Origin of the sequence: Hymenobacter volaticus (genome assembly GCF_022921055.1) — a bacterium.
Classification (GTDB): Bacteria; Bacteroidota; Bacteroidia; order Cytophagales; family Hymenobacteraceae; genus Hymenobacter; species Hymenobacter volaticus.
Genome location: NZ_CP095061.1, coordinates 4,348,917 through 4,370,426 on the forward strand (window position 1 = coordinate 4,348,917; position 21,510 = coordinate 4,370,426).

The following is a 21,510-nucleotide window of genomic DNA, read 5'->3' on the forward strand; positions in this document are numbered from 1 at the left end:
GCTACAAGTGCATCTGCTCTATGACGGGCAGCGTGTACCGCTCACCGCTGCTTAGCAAGTGCATGCGCAGGTCGCGGATGGAAAAGGGCTTGCCGGGCTCAACCTCATGAATGTTGGTGTTCGTTACGCCCATGCCATCCAACACTACCACTAGGCCGCTGCCAATAACCTCCAGTTCGCGGCCTTTGGTCACGACTACAGCGGTATCTTCCTCCAGCCCCAATCCGATGCACGATGGATTGGTGGCAATAATCTGGGCCATGCGCACTATCCGGCCCCGGGCCACAAAGTGCGTGTCGATGGCTACGTTGTGCAGAAACTCCAGTCCGGTCGTGATGTGGATTTCGTCTTTGAGCATGCCCGCATTGTTACGGCCTTGATAAATCATGGGCGTACTCATGGCCGCGGCCCCGGCGCTAGTACCGGCAATTACAAATGGCTCCTGCGTGTACCGCTCCTTGAGGCGCCGTTGAAAGGCGGTCCCCCAAGCAGCGCCGTCAGCCGAAGCTGGTCGCCGCCCGTGAACATCACGCCGCCAGCTTCATCCAGCAACCGCAAGCTTTCCTCGCTCTCGGCTTCCTCACGGCTCCGGATATCAAGCACATTTACCACACTGCACCCCAAGTCTTTGAAAACGTTGATGTAATCTTGCGCTGCCTCCTTGGGCTCTTCCGATGCAATAGGTAATACTAGAATAGGGCCTCTGTTGCCTATCTCGTCAACCACCCGACGCAGAATAGAGTCGTCGGCCATGTCGGCATCATCCCCGTTCGAAACGTCTTTGCGTTCATGCCCCCAATAGAAATCAACATTCCGAGTGGGTGAGGGCACATAGCGTCTTTTTGAGTGGATGCGGTTTTCTTTTTCGAGGTGGGCATGAAGTGGGAATCCGAAAGTTAGGGTGAGTAGGTGTGGTATTCGTCCGGTTTAGGCAGTCCTGGCAGGGCCAGCTTAAAGCATCACACGGAAGTCGGTTTTGCAAACACGCTTTGTAACAGATGGCACCCACCACTACGCCGCGGTAGTGGTGGGTGCCATTCCATTACTTATTGGAGAGGAGTTTCTTGGTAATCTATTGCTCCACTTTAGCTAAGTCCTCGTTGGCTGGTCCGTCGAGTAGGCGGCCGTAGGCATCGAAGCGCGAACCGTGGCACGGACAATCCCAGCTGGTTTCCAAAGAGTTCCAGTGCACAATGCAGTGCAGGTGCGGGCAAACAGCCGAGCACTCGTGCACTTGGCCCTTCGGGTCGCGGTACACGGCTACTTTCAGAGGGCCGCGCCCTATTACGGCGCCAGTGCCGGGCGCTACATCGTCGGCGCTTTTCACTTCGCCGCCGGTTAGCAGTTCGGTGTATTCGGCCGCTACATTCAGGTTTTCGGTAACATATTCCTTTACCGATTCCAGCTTTAGCGTCACGCGACCGGGGTCATAGAGCTTGGCCCAAGGGTTTTCGCGGCCCAAAATCAGGTCGGTGATGATCATGGGACCGAGCGTGCCGTGGGTCATGCCGTGGCCAGAGTCGCCGGTGATGATGTACACGTTTTCATCGTCTAAGGGGTTAAGGCCGGCATAGCCTAGCCCATCGACCGGCTCCATCACCTGCCCCGACCACCGATAGTCGATGCCCTTCACCGAGGGAAAATTTTCGCGTGTCCAGTCTTCGAGACACTGCAAGTGGTCTTCGGGATTGGGCTCTTGGCCGGTTTTGTGGTCTTCGCCGCCCACTATCAGCAAGTCGTAATCGACTTGACCGCCGCGGGGGCCAGCATCCACTTTTTGCAAACGAATGTAATGGTAGGGGTCGGCCGTATCCCAGTACAGGGCCGTCGTAACGGAGCCTTTGGGTACCCGGGCACCTACCACGTAGGTGCGGTACGGATGCTGCTTGGTATGCATCACCACCCGGTCGTTGAAAGGCGTGTTGGTAGCAATAACCACCGCGTCGGCCTTTACTTCGTAGCCTTCCGTGGTCGTAACACCGGCGTTGCTGCCGCCCTTCACTTCAGAGGCGTGGGTGTTCGTGAAAATTTGTCCGCCTTGGCGCGTAATGGCCTCGGCTACGCCGCTTAGGTATTTCAGGATATGGAACTGACCCTGGTTTGGAAATACAAGGCACTCGCCCGTAGTGAAGCCTTGAGCACCCGCGTCGGGTAGGCGCTTCACATCGGTGAGGCCCGCGCGGTGCGCTGCTTCCAGCTCTTCGTCCAGCTCCTTTACCTTACCGTCTTTGGGCAGATACAGGTAGCCATTGAGGCGCTCGAAGTCGCAGTCAATGTTCTCGCGCTTTACTATTTCCTCGATTTTATCGACGGCACTGCGGTGGCTGTCGGCGGCTAGGCGGGCTCCGTCTTTGCCGAAGAGTTCTTCCAGCGTCGTGTACCGATCATCAAGGGCAAACGAAAGGTGCGCCGTGGTGCGGCCCGTTTCGCCAGAAGCTATTTCGCCGTCTTCCAGCAGCACCACTTTGCGGCCTTCACGACCCAACAAATAGGCTGAGGTCAGCCCAGCAATGCCCCTCCTACCACCACTACATCGGCAGTAATGGACTCGGTTAGCTTCGGAAATGTAGGCAGCGGGCCGGTTGTAGGAAACCACGACGTTTGGGTGGCGCCGGTAGTGCGGGCAGGGTTCAATTGGGCCATAAATAGAAAGGTTGGGGGAGCCTTTCTTTACGCCCGCTCTCTAGTCTTAGTTAACGCCGAGCTTGGAATAGAATGAGTAAGGTGCTGCCTTTGCTAACCAGAACGTCATGCGGAGCATGTGACGCATCAAGCCAGGGAGGCAAAGAAGCCGAAGCATCTCGCGTGCTGCCGTTGTAGTGCTAACCGTCAAGCTGAGTGGAGTGCAACGGAGCTGAAGCATCTCGCTCGACTCGTTGCAATGACAAAAGGGTTTCCCACCCGAGCGAGATGCTTCGACTACGGCTGCGCCTTCGCTTAGCATGACGGTTAGCACTACAACGGCAGCACGCGAGATGCTTCGGCAAGCTCAGCAGGACGGTCTGGTTGGCAATGGCAGCACGCCAAGTGCTTTGGTCACTGGCTTGATGCGTCGCATGCTTAGCAGGACGACTGATTAGAACACGAGAAACTTGAAAGCTCTGACTAGTAATACCTAGTAAAGAATATCGTCTACGGGCGAGAGTTTGGGCGGGAGGTGCGTTTCGCCGAGCATCTCGCGTAGGTCGATTTCAATGTTGCGGCAAATGGCGGTCATGGGCACGTCGTTCATTTCGTTTTCGAAAGGGTTTTCGCTGATGTGTCCCACTATTTCAATGGTGTTGAACACCCATGACACCAACACCGAAAACGGTACCGTCAGCCAGATATGGTCGGGGCCCATTTTCTCGAATTCACCGATTAGGCCCAGCGGCAGCAGCGCCGCAAACAGCCACACGAAAACAAAGCTGAAAAACGCGTATTGCCGCGGGAAGGGCGTGTTTTTGATTCGCTCGCAGCCGCCTTGCAGGTTGTTGAACTGCTCGATGCTAGTCATCATATTCACATGCTGAAAGTCGTTGAGTAGGCCCCGCTCCTCGCGTAGCACGCGCAAGTCGGCGGCTTGCTGACGCAGCAAATGCACCGGCGGGTTCTGCTTGCGCTGCATCTCCACCGATTCGGCCGGGTCGAGGAAAGGACCGACCTGCTGGTCCCATTGGTCGTTTTGGCGGCGCAGGTGCAGGCGCAGCGCGTTGCACCACGCTATTTGGCGGTACACCAACCGGCGGTGCCGCAACGACAGCTCGGCGCGCGAAGCAGCTGGCGCATCCACGCCCGGACCATCTACCACCGACGTCACAAACTCCAGCGCCTGCATCGACCACGTGCGGCTGTAATTGACAATGCCACCCCAGATCTGCCGGGCTTCCCAAAATCGGTCGTACGAGCCGTTGTTCTTGAAGCCGATATAGAAGGCCACAGCCGTACCCAGCGTGGCAACGGGCTGCCACGGAATCGACAGCGAATGAAACCCTATCGGTCCGTATATAAGGCAAACCAACAGCGAGTACAGAGTAAAAGCTACTACGCCCTTCCAAGCATACTTCCAGATGATGTGCCAGCGCAGATTACTACGAACGTACATAGTTTGATGTGTTGATTGTCAGGGTGTCAATGATTGATGAGCTGATTTTTGCTATCATACTGTAGAGAAAACCCACCCATCTCCGCAATATGATTATAGCTCGTCAATAATCAACTTCGATTCCCATGAGCTGCATGAGTTGGCTGGCATTGAAGGAGCGACAAGGGCCTGGAGTCAGGTGATAGTCGAAGTGAATCTGGCCGTTGGCGAAGGTGCTGTTGAAGCTGAAATTGCGGACTTGCCCCGGCCACTCTTCTTCCAGCGCGGCCAATTCCAAGTCGTGGGTGCTGACGAGGCCGCCAGCGCGGCGCTGATGTAACTGCCGCAGCAAGGCGCGGGCGCCCCGGTGCCGATCCAGCGAATTAGTGCCTTTCAAAATTTCATCGAGCAAATAGAAAACCGGCAGCGCCGAATCATTGGTGCCTGACTGCTGACTGCTTAAGTCGAGGAGCAAACGCAAGCGTTTGAGTTCGGCGTAGAAGGAAGAGGTGCTTTCGGCGAGGTTGTCTTGGGTGCGCATAGCCGTGAACACCTGCGCCGGACTCACCCGGAAGTGGCGGGCACACACCACGCCACCAGCCAAAGCCAGCACCATGTTCAACCCTAGTGTCCGCAGAAACGTGCTTTTCCCCGCCATATTCGACCCCGTCACGACCACCGTTTGGGCCAGCCCGACGGTATGGAAGTCGTTGGTGATGCGCGTGGCGCTGAAAATGAGTGGGTGACCTAGTTCGGTAGCCGTTACCTCTAGTTGCTCGGCGCTTAGCTCGGGCACTACGTAGCCAGGGTTAGCAAATTGCCACCCAGCCAAACTAACCAATGCCTCTAGTTCGGCTTGCACTTCCAGCACCGTGGTCAGTTCCGAGCCGAGGCCGCGCTTCCAGCGCTCTAGTTGCCAAACAGCATGCAAATCCCAAAGCAGCAAGCTGTTCAATAGCAAAGCCCCCAATGGATGTTCGCGCCCCCGGAACAGGCCCGCAACATTGGAAAGCTGCCCTAGCCGCTGCGTAGCAGCCGCGCCGTGGCTGGCTTGTTGCAACGTAGCCAGTAGCTGTTGCAGCCGGGGCGCCTGCCAGCTACGGTCAGGGTCCTGCTCGAACAAGGCGAGCTGTGCCTGGGTGGCGCGCAAGGCGTCGCGCATAGCGGTGGCCTGTTCGGCGTACTCGTTGCGCACAGCGGCCATGCGGCCATTCAGCAACCCAATAACTAACTGTATCGCTACCAAGGCATAGAAGCCATAATTGAGCAGCCAAGCCACAATACTTGCTCCTACGAGTAGGGGCAGCACTACCAGCAGCGGCTTTAGCCAGGGTTTACCGGCGAAAAAATCGGGACGGGCCAGCCAGGCGCTAAACTCCCGTGGGTCTGCTTGCTGGCGGGGAAAGTGACGGGCCCGAGCCTGCCACTCTTGCAGCCAGGTTACATCGGGCGCTAGCTCGGTGGTGGCTTGCTGGCGAGCCTGCACCTCGGCAGGTTTGGCAGGATGAAGCAGCCAGCTCGCCAACCAGTCGTGTCCGAGCCGGGTGGTGGCGCGGTTGAGCAATTGAAACAGCGAATGTTCCCCGAACACATCAAGGTCGGCAGCGTACGGATGCTGTGCGTCGAGGTAACGCAGCCCCGGGTCAAAGCCACTGAGCTTACCGGCCAGCCGGTCCAACTCGTCTTGGTTGATGCGAGCCAGCAGCCGATGATGCTCGCGCTGGTAGCTGATGCCGCTGTGCCAGCGCACCAGAATGGAAAACAACACCCATATAGCCAGCACGAAAGCTATGCCCGGCGCAATATGCTCGTTGGAAAACAGCCACCACGCCCCTGCCGCGCCCCCCACAAACAGCAGCAGCCGCAGCCACCCACCCAACTGGTGCCGCCCGGCAAAGTATTTTTCGCGGGCTATATGGGTGGCTAGGTTTTCCGTGAAAACCTCGGACGGAGCAACAGTAAGCGGACGGACAGCGTTGGAAATTGGCACGGCAACAACATGGGTAGAGAACCACGAAGGTACGAGGTGGTAAATAGATGAATGGGCACGCACTTCAGGCAAAGACACTCAACAGCCCCTCTTAGCCCGCACAGTGTTGCCGCGCGTCCTTTACCGCTCGAACCGCACCGTAACGAATAGGTTGCGGCCGGGAGCACTAATGCCGGAGGCAAACACGCGGTAGTTGCTATCCAAAATGTTTTCTAGGCCGGCTTGCAAAGCCCACCGAGAAGTAAGTTGGTAGCTGGTGCGCAAGTTGAGCGTGTACCAGCCTAAGGCGCCGGCCGGAGTGGCCTGAGGCAGGTTATCTTCCCCGCTCGGGCTGTATTGCGCCACGGTTTTGCGGCCGTTGAAGAGCACCGAGCCTTCGGCCATCACGCGGCGCAGTTGATAAGTAAGTGCTGTGCGGCCATAAATGGGCGAAATGTGGTCGAGGGGCACGTCGGCGGTACGGTCGCGGCCGTGGGTGTAGGTCAGGGTGCCGTCGAAGCGCAAGTGAGCCGACAAGGCCAGCTGAGCGCGACTGGAAATGCCATAGATGCGCGCCTGTCCCGTGTTAACGGTGGCCACGGTCTGGTAGGTTTTGCCGTTGTACTGGGTAGTGGTCTGGCCATCGGGGGCGGCGAAGGGGCGCACTACTAGCGCGTTGCGCAGGTTGGTATAGAAGCCCGTGACGGACAGCAGCAAGCGGTTTTCTATGTTCTCGGAAAGCTCCAACTCATAATTCACGACCCGCTCCGGCTTCAGACCAGGATTCGGAATGATAAGGGTACCCATGGTTTGGCTGGTACCCGTAGTTTGCTCGAAAGTGCGGCTCAGGTCGTCCACGTTCGGGTTGCGAAATCCGGTAGCTACTAGTCCACTCGCGCGCAGGCCAGCCGGCAGCATGGCCACCAAACCCACGTTGCCATCCAACGACGACGAATTCTGCTTTACGGTGTTGTAAGGCGAGTCGAAAAACTGGCGGTTGAAGGCGGCTTCCACTTGTACATTGCTGAATCGCAAGCCATCCGAGAAAATTAGGTGGTCGGTTATTTCCCAGCGGTGCGCGGCGTAAGCGCCAACCGTACCGTAGGTCGAGCCGTTGGGGTAACGGGTGACAATAGGCTGTACCGCTCCGGTCAGGATGTTGACGCCCTCCCCTATGCTGCGAACCTTGTTGTGAGTTACTTCGGCACCGTAGCGCAACTCGTGCTGGCCGAGGTCCTTGAACAAATCTAGGTTGGCACTGAGCACCCGTACTTTCTCGGTGTTTTCCTGGCGCACATTCACCCCGAAGTCGCGCACCAAGCGGCTTTCCTCGATGTCCTGCACGGCGGGCGTCAGGCGCAGCACATCGTAGAACTTGATTTGGCGCGTCAGCTCTAACTGGTAGCTGGCAAACAGGCGCTTTTGCGGACCGTATTCCCACTCGGCGTAGCGCAAAGCACCGTTGCGGTACGTCTGGAGGCGGTCGAAGCGCGGAATATCGGAGGTAGTGGAGAGCTGGAGGTTGAGCGTGTGGTGCTGCCCGGCTTGCGGCTGAAACAGTACTTTCTGCACTACATCTAACTGGCGGTAGCCCGTGAACTTCTGTCGGTTGGGATGCTCGTTGTTTACTACTACGTCTTTACCATTCTGCCGCTCCACGTACTGCTTCACTTCCCCAAAACCGGGATACTTGTCCATGCCGTTGCGGCCTTTGCGCAAGTCATCGAAATCGGTGGCCGTCACGCTGGTCAGCAGCGCCCACCGCTGCCAGCCCAGACTTACATCGGTGTGCACCGTTTTTTCGCGGGCGGCGGTGGCGTAGCGCAGCAGGTTGTTGGTGAGTACCTGCGGGCCAGTAGTGCCGCTGTCGGCTAGCTTCGGCTGCTTGGTATAGAGGCTGATAACACCGCCCAACGCGTCGGAACCGTACATCACGGCCCCAGCCCCGTTCAGAATTTCCGTCCGCTCCAGCGAGTTGGCGTCTACTGTCAGGATGTTTTGGAGGTGACCCGCGCGGTAGATGGCATTGTTGAGCCGAACGCCATCTACAACCAGCAGCACCTTGTTGGCTTCGAAACCGCGCAGCACCGGCGAACCGCCACCAAGCTGCGACTTCTGCACAAACACCCAACCCGAATTTAGCAACGCATCGGCAGTAGTAGCCGGATTCAGCAACCGAATCTGGCGGGCACTCAGCACGTCTATTTGTTGCGGCAAATCCAGCTTTCGTTCCCCCTGTATGCGGTTAGCCGACACGACTACCTCATTCAAGCCAACAATACGGGTGGTGTCGGGCGTAGTGGCCGTTTGAGCAGCGGCCGGAATGATGATGAGTAAGGCAAATGAGATAGGTAACGTTTGCTTCATAAATGGTACTTCGGATTGAGAACAGGTCGCAATCAAAGTTATGAAACTTAGCTTAGCAGTAGCAGCACTTTCATAAGCAGTAATTACGGTCCGCTAGCGCCCATTTCTCAGCTTACTCTTGGTTCTATTCGGCTACTAAGTGAAGAGCTTTGGAAATGAAAGGAAGAAGGAGGTTAACAGATCATCATTAGACCGTCCTGCTGAGCAGAGCCGAAGCATCTCGCGTGCTGACGTTGTAGTGCTAACCGTTCTGCTGAACGAAGGCGCCGCCGTAGTCGAAGCATCTCGCTCGGGTGAGAAATCCTTTTGCCATTGCAACGAGTCGAGCAAGATGCTTCGGCTCCGCTCAGCAGGGCAATACCTCTGCAACGGTAGTACGCGAGCTAATTCGACCCCGCTTTGCATGACTCTCCCATACTTTCCACAGTCATGGATTCTTTTTGACAGCCTACTATTTTGCTGTAACCTGACTAGAGTAGCTTGTCTAGTGGCTCTGTCTTATCCAGCTACTGCGGCTATGCACTTCAGCTCGATGGCAATGGGCGTGGGCAAGCAATTCACCTCGACGGTGGTGCGGCAGGGCTGGTTGCTCTGGAAATATTCGGCGTAGAGACGATTGTAGGTTGGGAAATCAACTTTCATGTTGGTTAGAAACACCGTCACGTCTACCAAATCCTCCCAGCGGGCCCCCGCTTCTTCCAAGATGTAGCGCACGTTTTGAAAGACGGCGTGGCACTGACTTTCGAAGTCGTAGCGCAGGATGTTGCCGGCCGCGTCTTGCTCTACGCCGGGCACCGCCTGCTGCCCGCGCTGGCGTGGCCCCACTCCTGACAAGAACAGCAGATTGCCTACCCGGCGCGCGTGCGGGTACAGCCCTACCGGCTCGGGCGCACGACTGGAATTGTGAGCAGTAGATGCGGCCGATGTGCCGCCAGCGGAAGTAGTGTCAGGTCCCATACGCCAAAACTAGCCGATTTTCGGGGCCGACAGAGCGCCACTGAACCAGCGTACCTACTGGTGCGGTTGTTGAGTTAACTTCGGCCTCTCCACCCATCTACTCCTGTATTTCTCGCTATGCAGTATTTTTTCCGTCGTTTCGCTTTCGTGGCGTTGCTGGCCCTACCCATGGCTGCACCCGCACTAGCCCAGCAGAAACTGAAGTACCCCAAACCGGAACCCGAACAGATCTATGATGCCGTGGCCCAACCCGCCGTACCTATTGGCGGCGTAGAAGCCTACGCCCAATACCTGGCCGACAACCAACAATACCCTACCGCCGCCTTGCAGCGCGGGGTGGCCGGCACCGTGGAAGTTACCTTTGTGGTGGAAAAGTCGGGCGTCATATCCAATGTAGCGGCCAGCAAGCCCGTCGATCCACTGCTCGATGCCGAAGCAGTGCGGTTAATTAAGGGCGGCCCCAAATGGACGCCGGCGCAGCACAAAGGTCAGAAAGTGCGCCAGCGCGTCAACATTCCGATAGCCTTCCAAATACCGCTCGGGGCCGGTGGGCCGGCTCCGGCCACCGAACCAGCCACCGCCGGCACTGCTCCAGCTGGCGCCCCCACACCAGCGGGCAACACAACCAAATCGGGAGCCACTATCATCACGCCCGACCAGCCGGCCCGGCCTGTAGGCGGCACCGAGGCGTTTTTCGAGTGGATTCAGAAAAATCAGCAATACCCCGCCCTGGCCCGGCAACGGAAGGTGGAAGGCAAAGTGATGGTGGAATTTGTTATCCAGAAAGACGGCTCCCTCACCGATGCGAAGGTGGTGAAACCCCTCGGCTCAGGCCTCGACCAGGAAGCGCTGCGGCTTATCAAGACAGCGCCCAAGTGGACGCCTGCTTCGTATCAAGGTCAACCATTAAAGCAAAAGATGGTCTTGCCTGTTCTATTTCAGTTGTAAAGTATTTGACGGGCGTACGCGTCCAGTAAGTAGGCTATGAGTACCAGAGAGCGGATGGAAAGGCGGCACTATGCTTCGCAAAAATCACCTAAGTCCAGTATCTTGTTACTAATATCCAACTACTTATACCGTATAGCCCGCTCGTTATTCCTTTCCAGAGTGAGACCATTGGTTCCTAGCCTGGGCTAGGCCAATTGTTCTGAGCGTTCTTTCCGCCTTCCACATGCTTACTCTTCCGCTGCTTTCTGCCCCACCCGTAGCTACTCAGCCTCCCCTCGAAGCCGATACTTTCAAAGTTTGGCCTTATCAAACGCGCTTTCTGCAAGCCGCCCAGAACATTGCCAACGGTATTTTCAATGCGCTCGACGACGAGTTAGAACCGTTCACTATGTTGCTGGCCCTGCATATCGATTCGCCCCAGCCTGATGCGCCTCTCGTTCATTTGGAACCAGCCAACCACGGCCTCGATACACTGCATTTCACCAACGCCGTAAACCGGGGCCGTGACATCGAACGCCTTGTTCCTGTTTCGCTTGCCATTCGGGAGGAAGTGACGCCCGAAATGCTCAACCGTCGGCAAGAGTCGTTGGGCATCCGGACGGCCGTGCAGGATGTGTTCGACAAGCTCGATGAAAACACCATCTACCAGCACGTGCCCGGCTGGCCTATCCGCATCAATGGCTACTTCGTGATGACGGTACTGCGGGTGCGGCGCAAAGCTATGCGCGCTTATCCGTCGTTGCGGCCCCACCGTTTCTACACCGATGGTCGGCCCTTGGCACCTTCGCTGTTGGCAGCGGCCATCTTCCGCTTCACCGAAGAGTGCGTGAAATCGTTGAGTGAGCCGGAACCCGGTTCTGGCATCATGATGCGCCCCCGCGAAACCGAAGAAATACTGCGCGCCGCCGGCAAAAGCCTGCTCGATACGCCCGCGCAGGCGCTCGGGGCCGAACCCGGTGCGGCGCGGCTCTTCAACACGCTAAACACCATTTCCAGCTTGCGCTACGAAGGCGCCGGCGGAGTGGGTAAGCTCATTATGGCCCGCCGCCGCCACCCCAATGTGGAAGAGGTATTTGCCCTCACCTGCCCTACCCCGCTCACCGACTACCGGGCCGTGCGCAAACTGCTCGAAATGACCACGCCCGACGTGAGCTTGCTCTCGGATAGTGAAAATGTGTACGCGCTTGGGCGGCTTGTTGGCGAGTACGACCCGACCCGGGAAGACTTGTTCGTCATCAACTTCATCAACCACTACGCCTGGGAGTTTCAGCACGACGGCAAGGTGCTGATGCGTACCATTTACAGCCAGCCGAGTTTGCCCCGCTCGCGCGTCAACCGCACGCGGTTCCGCAAAGACCTGAAGCGCACCTTCCACCTCACCGACCCGGCCAAGATCGAGCACTTGTGGGAAGTGGTGCTGGAAGCCAGCCGCCAAAAGCACGGCACACTGATGGTCATTACCACCGAAGCCCTAGCCGAAGCCGACCGCCTGAAGCTGCAATGCACCCTGATTGAGCCGGTGCCCCTCACGCCGCTCATCACCCGCCTCGTCACGTCGATTGATGGCGCCGTTCTTCTCGACCCCGACGGCTACTGCTATTCCATCGGCGTAATCTTGGATGGTAAAGCCTCAGGCCGCGGCACTAGCACCCGCGGCGCCCGCTACAATTCGGCTATTCGCTATGTGGAAACGTCGCCTTATCCCTGCCTGGCCATTGTGGTCAGCGAAGACGGCATGGTGAATATCATCACCAAAGACCGACTGGAAGAAGAGGACTAAAGACTTAATTTCCTTAACTGCACTGCGCAAAGCTTCGCCTTATTCGGGCAGGCTTTGCGCAGTTTTGTTTTTGCTTAATAGGAACATGAGCTACCTCTTGGTGCTCAACAGTAACATATCCACAACTACACTAGCTAATTAGCAGCTGAAAAACGCTTATGCTTTGATAGTCAGATCGAAGGGCTAAATAAGCAGTGTGATAAATACGGTTCTTTGAAGTTTGGTAAGAAGCTCATGCACATAATCTTATTGCCCTATATCTAGATAAATATTTCTGTTTCTCATTTATCATCGATACGTTTAGATACAAGCCGCCTTAACAGGACCTGTGTTTCGTTCTTTCACTTCTATCCAGTTCTATGAAAACAAGCTTTACGCCTCCCAATTGCCGCCCCTTACTTGTAGCTGCTATGCTGGCATTGCCCGGTTTAGCCGCGGCACAATCCACGCCTTTGCGCACGGCGTTGCAGCAACTCAGCAGCCGAAGCACCAAGTTTGGGTTGAGCGCCGCCGACGTGGCTGACCCAGCCGTAACCAGTTCTTATACAGACGAGGGCTCAGCCATTACGCACGTGTACTTGCGGCAGCGGTATCAAGGAATTGAGATTTATGGAGCGGAAGCCGACATGCACCTCGACCGCAACGAGAAAGTGGTCAGCATGAACACGGCCTTTTTACCTAATGTAAATTCGCTGGCCCGTGCGGCAGCAACCGTGCCTTCGCTCACGCCTGTGCAGGCAGTAGCTGCCGCAGCTCGTGCCCTCAACCTGGCGGCTCCCGGCAATCTGACGATAACCAAAGCAGGCGCCCCCGCTGCCGGTATGGTTTTCAACGAAGGCGGTATTTCGCTGGACCCTATTTCCGTCAAGCTCATGTACCAGGCCCGGCCGAGCGGTGAGCTAGTGCTGGTATGGGACGTGACCATTGCCCCAAAGAGCGGCGACCATTACTGGAATGCGCGCGTTGATGCCGCCACGGGTCAACTCGTTGACAAGACCGACCTCACCAACTCGGAGCCAGTAGGGTTTATGGAGCTGACGCAACGTGCGCTAGCTACTCCTACCTGGCCCGAAACCCAACCTAGCGCGGCCGCCACGCCCAACAGCTACAACGCGTATCCCTTAACCGTTGAAAGCCCCCTCTACGGTGCCCGGCAACTGCAAGTAAACCCCGCCGACCCCACATACTCGCCCTTTGGCTGGCACGATACCAACGGCGCGGCTGGCCCCGAATTCACTATTACCCGCGGCAACAACGTGCACGCCTACGAGGACCGTGCGGCCCGCAACGGCAACCCATTAGGCTACAGCCCCGATGGTGGCCCCGACCTGTCGTTCGACTTTCCGTTCAACCAAACAGATGCCCCGCAGGTGTACCAAGATGCGGCCATCACCAACCTATTTGTTTGGAACAACCTGATGCACGACGTAATGGCCTACAAAGGCTTCAACGAAGTGAGCGGCAACTTCCAGGTAACCAACTACAGCGGCACCGGCCTCGGCAACGACGATGTGCGGGCTGAAGCCCAAGACGGCGGCGGCACCAACAACGCTAACTTCTCGACTCCCGTCGATGGGCAGCGGCCCCGCATGCAGATGTACCTCTGGCCCGGCGGCACCGGCAGTATCGTGAGCCCGGCTACTATTGCGGGCTCGTTGCCCATGCGCGGCACCGCGTATGGCCGGACATTGACCGCCGCCGGCCCTATTTCCGGCCGGGTAGTACTAGCTAATGACGGCTCGGCGAACCCGCCGCGCAGTTGCAGCCCATTGCTGAACGCCGCCGACATCAACGGCAATATTGCGCTGGTGTATCGGGGCGGCACTTGCTCTACTCCTGCCAAAATCCGAAATGCGCAAGACGCCGGCGCCCGGCTAGTAATCATTGCCGACAGTATTCCGAACACCGCTATTGCCAACTATGGCGGCGCCACCGATACGGTGGGGCTGCGCATTCCTTCGGTGGCTATTTCCAAAGCCGATGGCGACAAAATTCGGGGCGCACTTACTTCTGGTACCGCCGTCACCATTAGCGTAAGCGGCATCACCCGCGACGGTGACTTCGACAACGGCGTAATTGCCCACGAATACGGTCATGGCATCTCCAACCGCCTCACCGGTGGTCCAGCCGTGGCGGGCTGCCTCGGCAACGCCGAGCAGATGGGCGAAGGCTGGAGCGACTTCTTCGGCCTCTGGATGACCACCAAGCCCGGCGACCAAGGCTTCACTCCGCGCGGCATCGGCAACTACGTGACCGGCGCCGCTACCGATGGCTACGGAATTCGGCCCCAGCGCTATTCAACGGATTTTGCGGTCAACAACCAGACCTATGCCAACATCGGGGTGGCACCTTACACGGCGGTACACGCTATTGGCTCGGTGTGGGCTGCCACGCTCTGGGATTTGAACTGGAAGCTAGTCGAGAAATACGGCTACAACCGCAACCTAAAAGCGGCTACCGGCGGCAACAACATCGCTCTCAAGCTGGTAATCGACGGGCTGAAGTTGCAAGTGTGCCGCCCTGGCTTCCTCGATGGCCGCGACGGCATCTTGAAAGCTGATTCCATCTATAACAACAAAGCCAACACCTACCTCATTTGGCAGGTATTCGCCCGCCGGGGTATGGGTATCGATGCCGTGCAAGGTTCCAGCAACGTTATCACCGACCAAGTAGCCGGCTACCTAATTCCGACGCGCGTACTGGCTACTCAGTCGCAACAGCAGCGCGACGAGTTGGTGGAAGTATATCCAAACCCTGCTAGCAGCGAGCTAACCGTACGCCTGCCCGTTAGCAGCAAAACACCCGTACAGATTTCCCTGCTGACGGTATTGGGTAAGACGGTGCAAACCACTGCCGTGCCCTCCGGACAGTTGCAGCAAGGTGCTCGCCTAAACACGAGCGACGTAGCCAATGGCCTTTACATCGTGCAACTGCGCTCCTCCGCCGGCACCTTCACCAAGCGTGTGGTAATTCAGCACTAGCCGTTCGATTTTAGTGCTTTAGCAAAAACGCCCGTCTGGTCTTCAGACGGGCGTTTTTGCTATCATAAAAAGACAAGGTTAGTCTTCTTATGGTTGAGGATTTTTGGAGACATAGAGCGTCCCGTTTTGCTCGCCGCAAAAAGCAAACTTGTCTCGCCGGCCGCACAAGGGGGCCGAACCCGTGACGTACAGCCGAGACTTGCTGTCTATGTATAAGCTCGTGAGTTGATGCTCCTGCGGCAAGCTCAGCGTACGGCCAGTGGAAGTCTTAATTCCCACTGATTCCACATAAAAGCTCGTAGAATTTGGCGATTTAGGAGTTAGCAGATAGTCGATGCTGTATTCGGTACCGATTGAGTTAGTGACGCGGTTTAGTGCTGTTTTGGGTTCCCAATCCGCTTTTCGCCTCCAATTTCGGTAGGGTTTCCACGTAGCGCCTTCGTCCAGGCTATAATGAGAAGGCGTAACGGCATAAGCTGTTGAGGAATTTAAAGCACTCCCAAGCTGGCCATTTAGAGCTAGCAGTGTATCCTGTTGCTTGAGAAAACCAAATAAACCAATTGGAGACGTGTAGTTAGCAGTTTGCCACGTCTTACCCCGGTCCTTGGTTTGATAAATCTTGAAATTCGTGGTGATTACCAGCGTGCCATCGATGTCGCCGTGTACAGCCTGAATGGCGCGATTGTCAGGAGACGTGAGGATGTACCAGTCTTTATCTTCAGGCTGCACATCGTTTTCTGAATCTTTCTGGCATCCGCTCAAGATCAGCACCAGTATAGCAGGTAAAAGGAGTCGTTTCATAGTGATAGATAATGAGTGCTGTCGGAGGAACGAAGAGAGAAGTAGCTCGAAGCCCGGCTATTGGTTATAGAGAGTGTATAGCAAGTCTGGATAATACTACTTTAAGCTACCTGCTCCTCCCCGCTTCGGCAGGAGCAATAATGCAGCCAGTGCAGGCCGACTTGATGTAGTTTACATTTTCACCAGCCAATGCGGCTTCTAGTATGTTGATCCGTGGTTTCCTGTGGCTGCTTTTAGTTTTCAAGACGCCCTAAATCTGACAGGCAATTTATCGTGCAAGCAACCCTACTTGGCTCTGAATGACCACGTAATGCGGAAGGTAGCCACCGTATCACCGGCTTGATCGACGCCGGTGCTGGTGCAAACCACCGTACGGCCTTCGCCGCTGGCGCGGCTGTCGGTTATGGCTTGCGCAATGTGGAGCCCGTCTTCGCTGGTAAAGGCAATCAGGCCTGTTGCCTTCTTGGTGAAATCAGCTTCCAAGCCCACTACTAGCATCGAGACGCGGCCGGCACCTTGGGTGTACATCATGGCGAGCATGCCGCTGGCCATTTCAGCGGCCATGCTCAGGCAAGCGAAATAAATGCTGCGGAAAGGATTCTTGGTGAGGTACTTGAATGGCACCGTAATAACGGCTCGCTCTGGTGTAACCTCACGGAGCCGCAACCCCGCCAGGTACGCCATCGGCAAACTACGCAGCATGAACAGTCGCAGCTTCAGCGGATTGGAGATGGTACGCCGGAAAGCCGCGGCAGCGGGCGTATCGATGGAGGCAGCAGGAACAGGCGTCATGACAGCGGAGTGTAGTGCAGTATAAATGTAGCTTTTGCTTCACGCATTGTGGATAAGCCAGTAGTACTAAGTGCTATCAACAGCTATGTTTAACAATACGTCAACCTTAGGCTTCGCGCTACACAGCAAGTTGTTTTAGAAACAGAGAGGGGCAACAGCGCCGCAGCGTATATGCTGCGGCGCTGTTGCCCCTCTCTACTATCTTAAAGCTCTGGCGGTTGCCAAGTTATCAAGCAAGCTTGGGTGCAGACTAGCTCTTAGTTTTCTCCAGCACCAGCACCACTTTATTGAAGTTGGCGGCGGCATTCACCACGTCGCGAAACACTTCAAAGTCCTTTTTTGGCCAGCGAATCTGGCGGTAAGCTTCGGTGATGGTCACTTTGACGGTTTGGCCTTGCACGTCGTACTTCGAGTTGAAGTAGTAAAGTGGGTCTTTAGCATCGGGACCAGCTTTAACGTCGGCGTTGAGGTCTTGCAGATTCCGAACGTGGTAGCCCGCTGGCAGTTCCAGGGTAATAACGCGGTTATAGCGGCGGTTGTAGTCGTTTTCCACGTCGTACTGCCGGGTTTCGGGTTGGTACAGTTCCGACTGCGGCCCTAGCAAGTCGCCGATCTTAAACAAATAGCGTTGGCCTGCTTTGTTGAGCAACGCGGCTGATTCCACATTGGCATCTACTAGGAACGGCTTACTGAGCGGGCTCAATCCGGCTTCGCCGTTAGTCGCTTTAACACTCTGGAATGTGGCATCCGGCACGCTGCTCTTTATCAACGACTGCAAAATTTCCGCGCGCTTCTCCTCCGGAATCAGTGAGTAATAAGGCTGAATGTCTTGCGCGTGGTAGCCGCCCAGGATCTGGTGCATGTCCACTATAGCCTTGTCTAGCTCGGGCGAAAACTTCACCTTGATGTCTAAGTCATACGGGCTTTGCTCGGCGCTCAGCGTAGGAATATCGCGCACTGTGCCCACCGCCGATTCAGTAGAACCAAGCTTCACGGTTCGTATAAACAAGCCTTTGTTGGCGGTCCAGCCGGGAGGCACCATACCGTAGCGAAAATCAGGGCGAGCGGGCGCCAACAGCTGCTTGGTTTCGGGGAAGTAGAGAATGTAGTTGTCGAGGTAATTCCAGGAATCAAACGACTCATCAAATACTACGCTGGAACGGTCAGAAGTTACCACCAGCTCATGCTCGATATTGAGGCGCCGGAGCATGGCCGCAAACAACCGGGTCATTCCCATCTCGGAGGCATTGTGCGTGGCCGCAATCCGAGCTAGGTTGGATTCGGCGCTTTCCTGCACGTTGAAATTGGTTTTGAGGTATTGCTCTAGGGCCCGCACTCGCGTTTCCAGGCCGCCGGCCGGAACCTTGGCGGCTTTCAGGATCTTGTCGGCCGCTTTGGCTTCGTCTTTGGCTAGCGTGTAAGTGCTTTCGTACAAGTACATGCTGGCATCGGCCCAGGTGAAGAGCCGGGTCCGGCCACGTTGGGCAGTGTAAGCTAACTTGTATTCCACACGCATGCGTTCGGCGTCAACCGTGGCAAAAGCTTCTTCGCGCACGGCTGGCACGTGGGCCAGTTTCATGTTGAGATGATGTTTGCCAGCCAACAGTGTGTCGCGGGGCGAAGCCGGACCGTTGTAAACCCGGGCGTCAAAGGTGAGGGCCTCCGGCGAAATCAGCTCGAACGTTACGTCCCGCGCAGGCAGGTCGCTCTGCAAATAGTCGCGCCCGAAGAACCTGGGAGCCTGCTCCCGGAAAAACACGTATTCGATTTCCGAGCCTTTCTCGACGCCTTCCACCGCAAAAATCTTGAAGCCCCGGCGGCCATCTTCGTCTTTCAACTCTTTGATGTTGCCTTGGTTCACTTCCACCACTTCCCCACGCGGGCTAATGGTGCGGGCTTTCAAGGACAGCAATTGGCCGCCGTCTTCCGGAATATAGATTTTGTTGAACCGCTCGATACCGTCGGAAGTATTCACGCGCATAATGCGGTGCTCGGTCGAGTACAGCTTCAGCGCTTTGTCTTGGGAGCTGTACATGTATTCGTGCGCCGTAAACTCGCGAAGCACCATAGCCGGATGTTTTGCTTCTTCCTCGGTGATGGATAGGCGCTTGGTGCGCTTGGCGTCCCAGTCGTAAGTGGCGTATTGCAACGCACTCGGCACCGTTTGGGCCAGCACCGGGCTAGCCATTAACAAGAATACCACCGCAGTGGTGCGGATAGCAGATAAGAATTTCATAGTAATGAACGTAATACTAGCTGATAGAATCGGGACCTAGACAGCGGTTTCGCCTGGCCCGGCTACACCCGCTTTTTCTTGAAAATGACGGTTTCGCGGTAGGCAGCATTCAGCTTTTCAATACCTGCATTCCACTGGTTGAACTGCTTGGGCTCCAGCATTAGGTAGTTGATGTATACCTCCCGGTCCTGCACAATTTTGTTGCCTTGCCGCTCGTACTTGATGCGGAAACCAAACAGCGGATCGTGTGACTCGGCGGCGGCCGGTAGGTATTCCACATCGTAGCCGGCTGGTATTTCCAGTTCAGTGCGGGTGCGGTTTTGATGCGCGTACTCGTTCACGCGGGGTAGGCGGCGCTTAGTAGCGTCAATCTTGTCGTGGGCGTAGGGTTGCTCCAGGTTCAGGTTCACGTAGATTTCGTCGTCGAGCTTCTGCACGTAGTCTTGCAATCGGTACTCGTAATCAATAGTCAGGGGCTTGTCGTGGGTGTCGAGGTGGCTGACCTTGTAGCTGTCCACGAAGAACTTGTTGTTGCCCCGTTCAAGCAGCGCCTTCACGTACTTGTTTTCCTGCTGCTGATCGAGCCCATCGAGGGCGTAGCTCTGCCGCACTTTCGCGTAGCCGCTGAGTTGCAGGCTGCCTTTACCGCGTAGCCCGCCCTTGTCGTCTAGCTTCACCGCCGACACATCGGATATGGGGCTGCTGTCTTTTTCCATCACCGGCACGCCCACCACCTTGCAGTTTTTGCCATCAATAGCTAGCAAGGCTTCCTTGCCTTGAATAAAAGACGAGGGCATTCCGAACGGCATGTACTTGTTGGTAGCGTCTAGGAACACGTATTTACCGGGACTGGCTTCGTACGTCGTTATCATGTGGTTATCGACGCCGGGTGTGGCTAGCTCGGAGTAGCGGTAAGGCAGGTCGCGGGTTCCTATCCAAGTGAGGTAGGATTTGATGCCGGCCATGCGCAGCATTTCGCGGGTTAGGTTGGCCATGTCCTTGCAGTCGCCGTAGCGCTTGGCGTACACCTGGCCGGCGTCGCGGGGGATGAAGCCGCCCATGCCGTTTTCGAAAGCTACGTAGCGGATGTTGTCTTGCACCCAATAATAGATGCGCTGTACCCGCTCCTGCTCGGTTTTGGCGCCTACTACCAAGGAGTCAACGACTTTGTGCAACGCCGGGCTTTCTTTGGGGTCGAGGTTGCTGACGAAGCTGGCGTACAAATTATACAACTCGGGCACACCGGCTAGCATCTTGCGCGGTGGGCCGGCCACCGAGGGCACTTCCTCCACAAAATACACTAGGTGCGGCAGGTAATAGGCTGCCTCCGGGCCATCGTCGTCGCGGGGCGGGCTCGGCAGGTTTTCGGCAGTCCAGCGGTAGATTATCAGGTTGCCTTTTTCCTGCTTGGTGAAGCTGATGGGCGTATTCTCGACGTGAAACAGCTTGTAGTTGACCTTGATGCTGCGCGGCGCGGTGATGGTTAGCTCGGCATGCCGCATCGGCACGTGCGCCCCGAAATAAAAGGGCGCCAAAAAGCGCGGGTCGGGGTGGCGCACGGTATAGTCCGTGACGGTGCGCGCCCCCGGCGACACCGCCGGAAAGCTGAACGTAGTGGCGCGCGTATCGTCGTAGAATATGCCTGACTGCAACTCGAACTTCTCTTTGAAATCGGTCACCTTCACTGCCTTGTAGCTGTTGCCGGCCGGTACCATAGTGCGAGCTTCCAGCTTCTGCAACCGGCTAAAATGCGAGTTGAATGCCCGGTCGCTGGCGTAGGCAACTGATTGGGCATCCAGGTGCAACATGTCTTGGTGATGGCGCGCCAGAATCATCACCGAGTCCCCTTTTAGCTCCAGGGTTAAATCGGTACGATAATCCAGGTACACGGCTTTCTCGCCGGGAAACTGTGCCTGCATTTGAGCGACCAACTGCGTGGGCTGCTGGGCCCGAATCGGTGCAGCACCCAATAATAAACCTACTTGCAATACCAGCAGCGCCGCGGCGCGGCCCACTTCCTTATTTGCCTTCATACACGTACTAATTCCAGTAATATTTTCTTCTTAATAAGTTTGCCCTAGAACTGTGATACTACGTGGGACCTAGTTTCTCGCTGTTACGCTAGACTTCTCCGCGCTAGCAAACTTTTTGGCTGATAGGCTAAACTTAGTGTACTACAAGGCCGAGGTACAGAATAGTGCAAAGCCAGCGCCCAGCTGACAATAATCTCTGATTATTTGATAGCGCTTAGTTGCTAGGTTGGCAAGCAACAATTCGTACTTCACTGATAAAGAATCACTTGTCGCAATGGTAGAGCAGCAAGCAGTGGCCGAATCAAGCTCGTCTTTATTGTGTGGCTTATTGCTTTAAAGTAGTACTTCACCTGAATTGATAAACGGCGGCAGTTCATCGGCAGCCATCCATTGCGCAGAAACGATGCTAGCAGTTAAAAGCCAAGTACAGGTTGCACTATAGAGCAAATGGCACAACTATATTAAATAATCAAACAATGCTAAATCACAGGGCATAGTCAACAATACGAGGTAGATAATCTTACAATAATACATAATAACCCCTCCTTCTGAAACAGGTAGAGGGTCCTGTTAAATAATATTT

The 21,510-nt window shown here is 56.0% G+C and carries 15 protein-coding genes; 3 read left to right on the top strand and 12 right to left on the bottom strand.

The window, feature by feature from the left end; genetic code table 11:
• Position 1: 1 nt before the first annotated feature.
• From MUN86_RS18960 to MUN86_RS18995, 8 genes are all read right to left on the bottom strand, one after another.
• On the bottom strand, positions 2-430 hold the full coding sequence (locus tag MUN86_RS18960; RefSeq protein WP_245125797.1) for a cyanophycinase: 429 nt from the start codon (positions 428-430) through the stop codon (positions 2-4).
• Complete coding sequence (locus MUN86_RS18965) at positions 430-831, bottom strand: type 1 glutamine amidotransferase family protein (protein WP_245119604.1); 402 nt, start codon at positions 829-831, stop codon at positions 430-432. Before MUN86_RS18965 ends, MUN86_RS18960 begins: the two co-directional genes overlap by 1 nt.
• Before the next feature lie 241 nt (positions 832-1,072).
• Positions 1,073-2,488 (bottom strand): FAD-dependent oxidoreductase, encoded by a 1,416-nt coding sequence (locus tag MUN86_RS18970; protein ID WP_245119605.1) that lies wholly within the window; start codon positions 2,486-2,488, stop codon positions 1,073-1,075.
• Positions 2,489-2,499: 11 nt separating this feature from the next.
• Positions 2,500-2,643, bottom strand: a complete 144-nt coding sequence (locus tag MUN86_RS18975; RefSeq protein WP_245119606.1) for a hypothetical protein — start codon at positions 2,641-2,643, stop codon at positions 2,500-2,502.
• A gap of 472 nt (positions 2,644-3,115) precedes the next feature.
• The gene (locus tag MUN86_RS18980) at positions 3,116-4,084 is read right to left on the bottom strand and encodes a bestrophin family protein (RefSeq protein WP_245119607.1); all 969 of its coding nucleotides are present in this window, start codon (positions 4,082-4,084) and stop codon (positions 3,116-3,118) included.
• Positions 4,085-4,187: 103 nt separating this feature from the next.
• Positions 4,188-6,053, bottom strand: coding sequence for a MutS-related protein (locus MUN86_RS18985; RefSeq protein WP_245119608.1), 1,866 nt, complete (start codon positions 6,051-6,053; stop codon positions 4,188-4,190).
• Between the two features lie 120 nt (positions 6,054-6,173).
• A complete protein-coding gene (locus tag MUN86_RS18990; protein WP_245119609.1) occupies positions 6,174-8,399 on the bottom strand; it encodes a TonB-dependent receptor plug domain-containing protein in 2,226 nt (741 codons plus the stop codon).
• 498 nt (positions 8,400-8,897) lie between these two features.
• Entirely contained in the window at positions 8,898-9,356 is a 459-nt protein-coding gene (locus tag MUN86_RS18995) for a RidA family protein (RefSeq protein ID WP_245119610.1), read from the bottom strand.
• A 117-nt stretch (positions 9,357-9,473) separates the two neighbouring features.
• Between MUN86_RS18995 and MUN86_RS19000 the strand changes: the two genes are divergently transcribed.
• The 3 genes from MUN86_RS19000 (at position 9,474) to MUN86_RS19010 (ending at position 15,065) form a co-directional block, all read left to right on the top strand.
• Positions 9,474-10,304: an energy transducer TonB gene (locus MUN86_RS19000; protein WP_245119611.1), complete on the top strand. Its 831-nt coding sequence runs from the start codon at positions 9,474-9,476 to the stop codon at positions 10,302-10,304.
• Between the two features lie 223 nt (positions 10,305-10,527).
• On the top strand, positions 10,528-12,084 hold the full coding sequence (locus MUN86_RS19005) for a DNA integrity scanning protein DisA nucleotide-binding domain protein (RefSeq protein ID WP_245119612.1): 1,557 nt from the start codon (positions 10,528-10,530) through the stop codon (positions 12,082-12,084).
• Positions 12,085-12,443: 359 nt separating this feature from the next.
• Complete coding sequence (locus MUN86_RS19010; protein ID WP_245119613.1) at positions 12,444-15,065, top strand: T9SS-dependent M36 family metallopeptidase; 2,622 nt, start codon at positions 12,444-12,446, stop codon at positions 15,063-15,065.
• Positions 15,066-15,152: 87 nt separating this feature from the next.
• Here MUN86_RS19010 and MUN86_RS19015 read toward each other — a convergent pair whose 3' ends face one another.
• The 4 genes from MUN86_RS19015 to MUN86_RS19030 all read right to left on the bottom strand — a co-directional run bounded on the left by MUN86_RS19015 (position 15,153) and on the right by MUN86_RS19030 (position 20,927).
• Positions 15,153-15,866, bottom strand: a complete 714-nt coding sequence (locus tag MUN86_RS19015) for a lipoprotein (protein ID WP_245119614.1) — start codon at positions 15,864-15,866, stop codon at positions 15,153-15,155.
• A gap of 285 nt (positions 15,867-16,151) precedes the next feature.
• Positions 16,152-16,658, bottom strand: a complete 507-nt coding sequence (locus tag MUN86_RS19020; RefSeq protein ID WP_245119615.1) for a DUF4442 domain-containing protein — start codon at positions 16,656-16,658, stop codon at positions 16,152-16,154.
• Between the two features lie 250 nt (positions 16,659-16,908).
• Positions 16,909-18,894 (bottom strand): DUF3857 domain-containing protein, encoded by a 1,986-nt coding sequence (locus tag MUN86_RS19025; RefSeq protein ID WP_245119616.1) that lies wholly within the window; start codon positions 18,892-18,894, stop codon positions 16,909-16,911.
• A 62-nt stretch (positions 18,895-18,956) separates the two neighbouring features.
• On the bottom strand, positions 18,957-20,927 hold the full coding sequence (locus MUN86_RS19030) for a DUF3857 domain-containing protein (protein WP_245119617.1): 1,971 nt from the start codon (positions 20,925-20,927) through the stop codon (positions 18,957-18,959).
• Between the last annotated feature and the right edge of the window lie 583 nt (positions 20,928-21,510).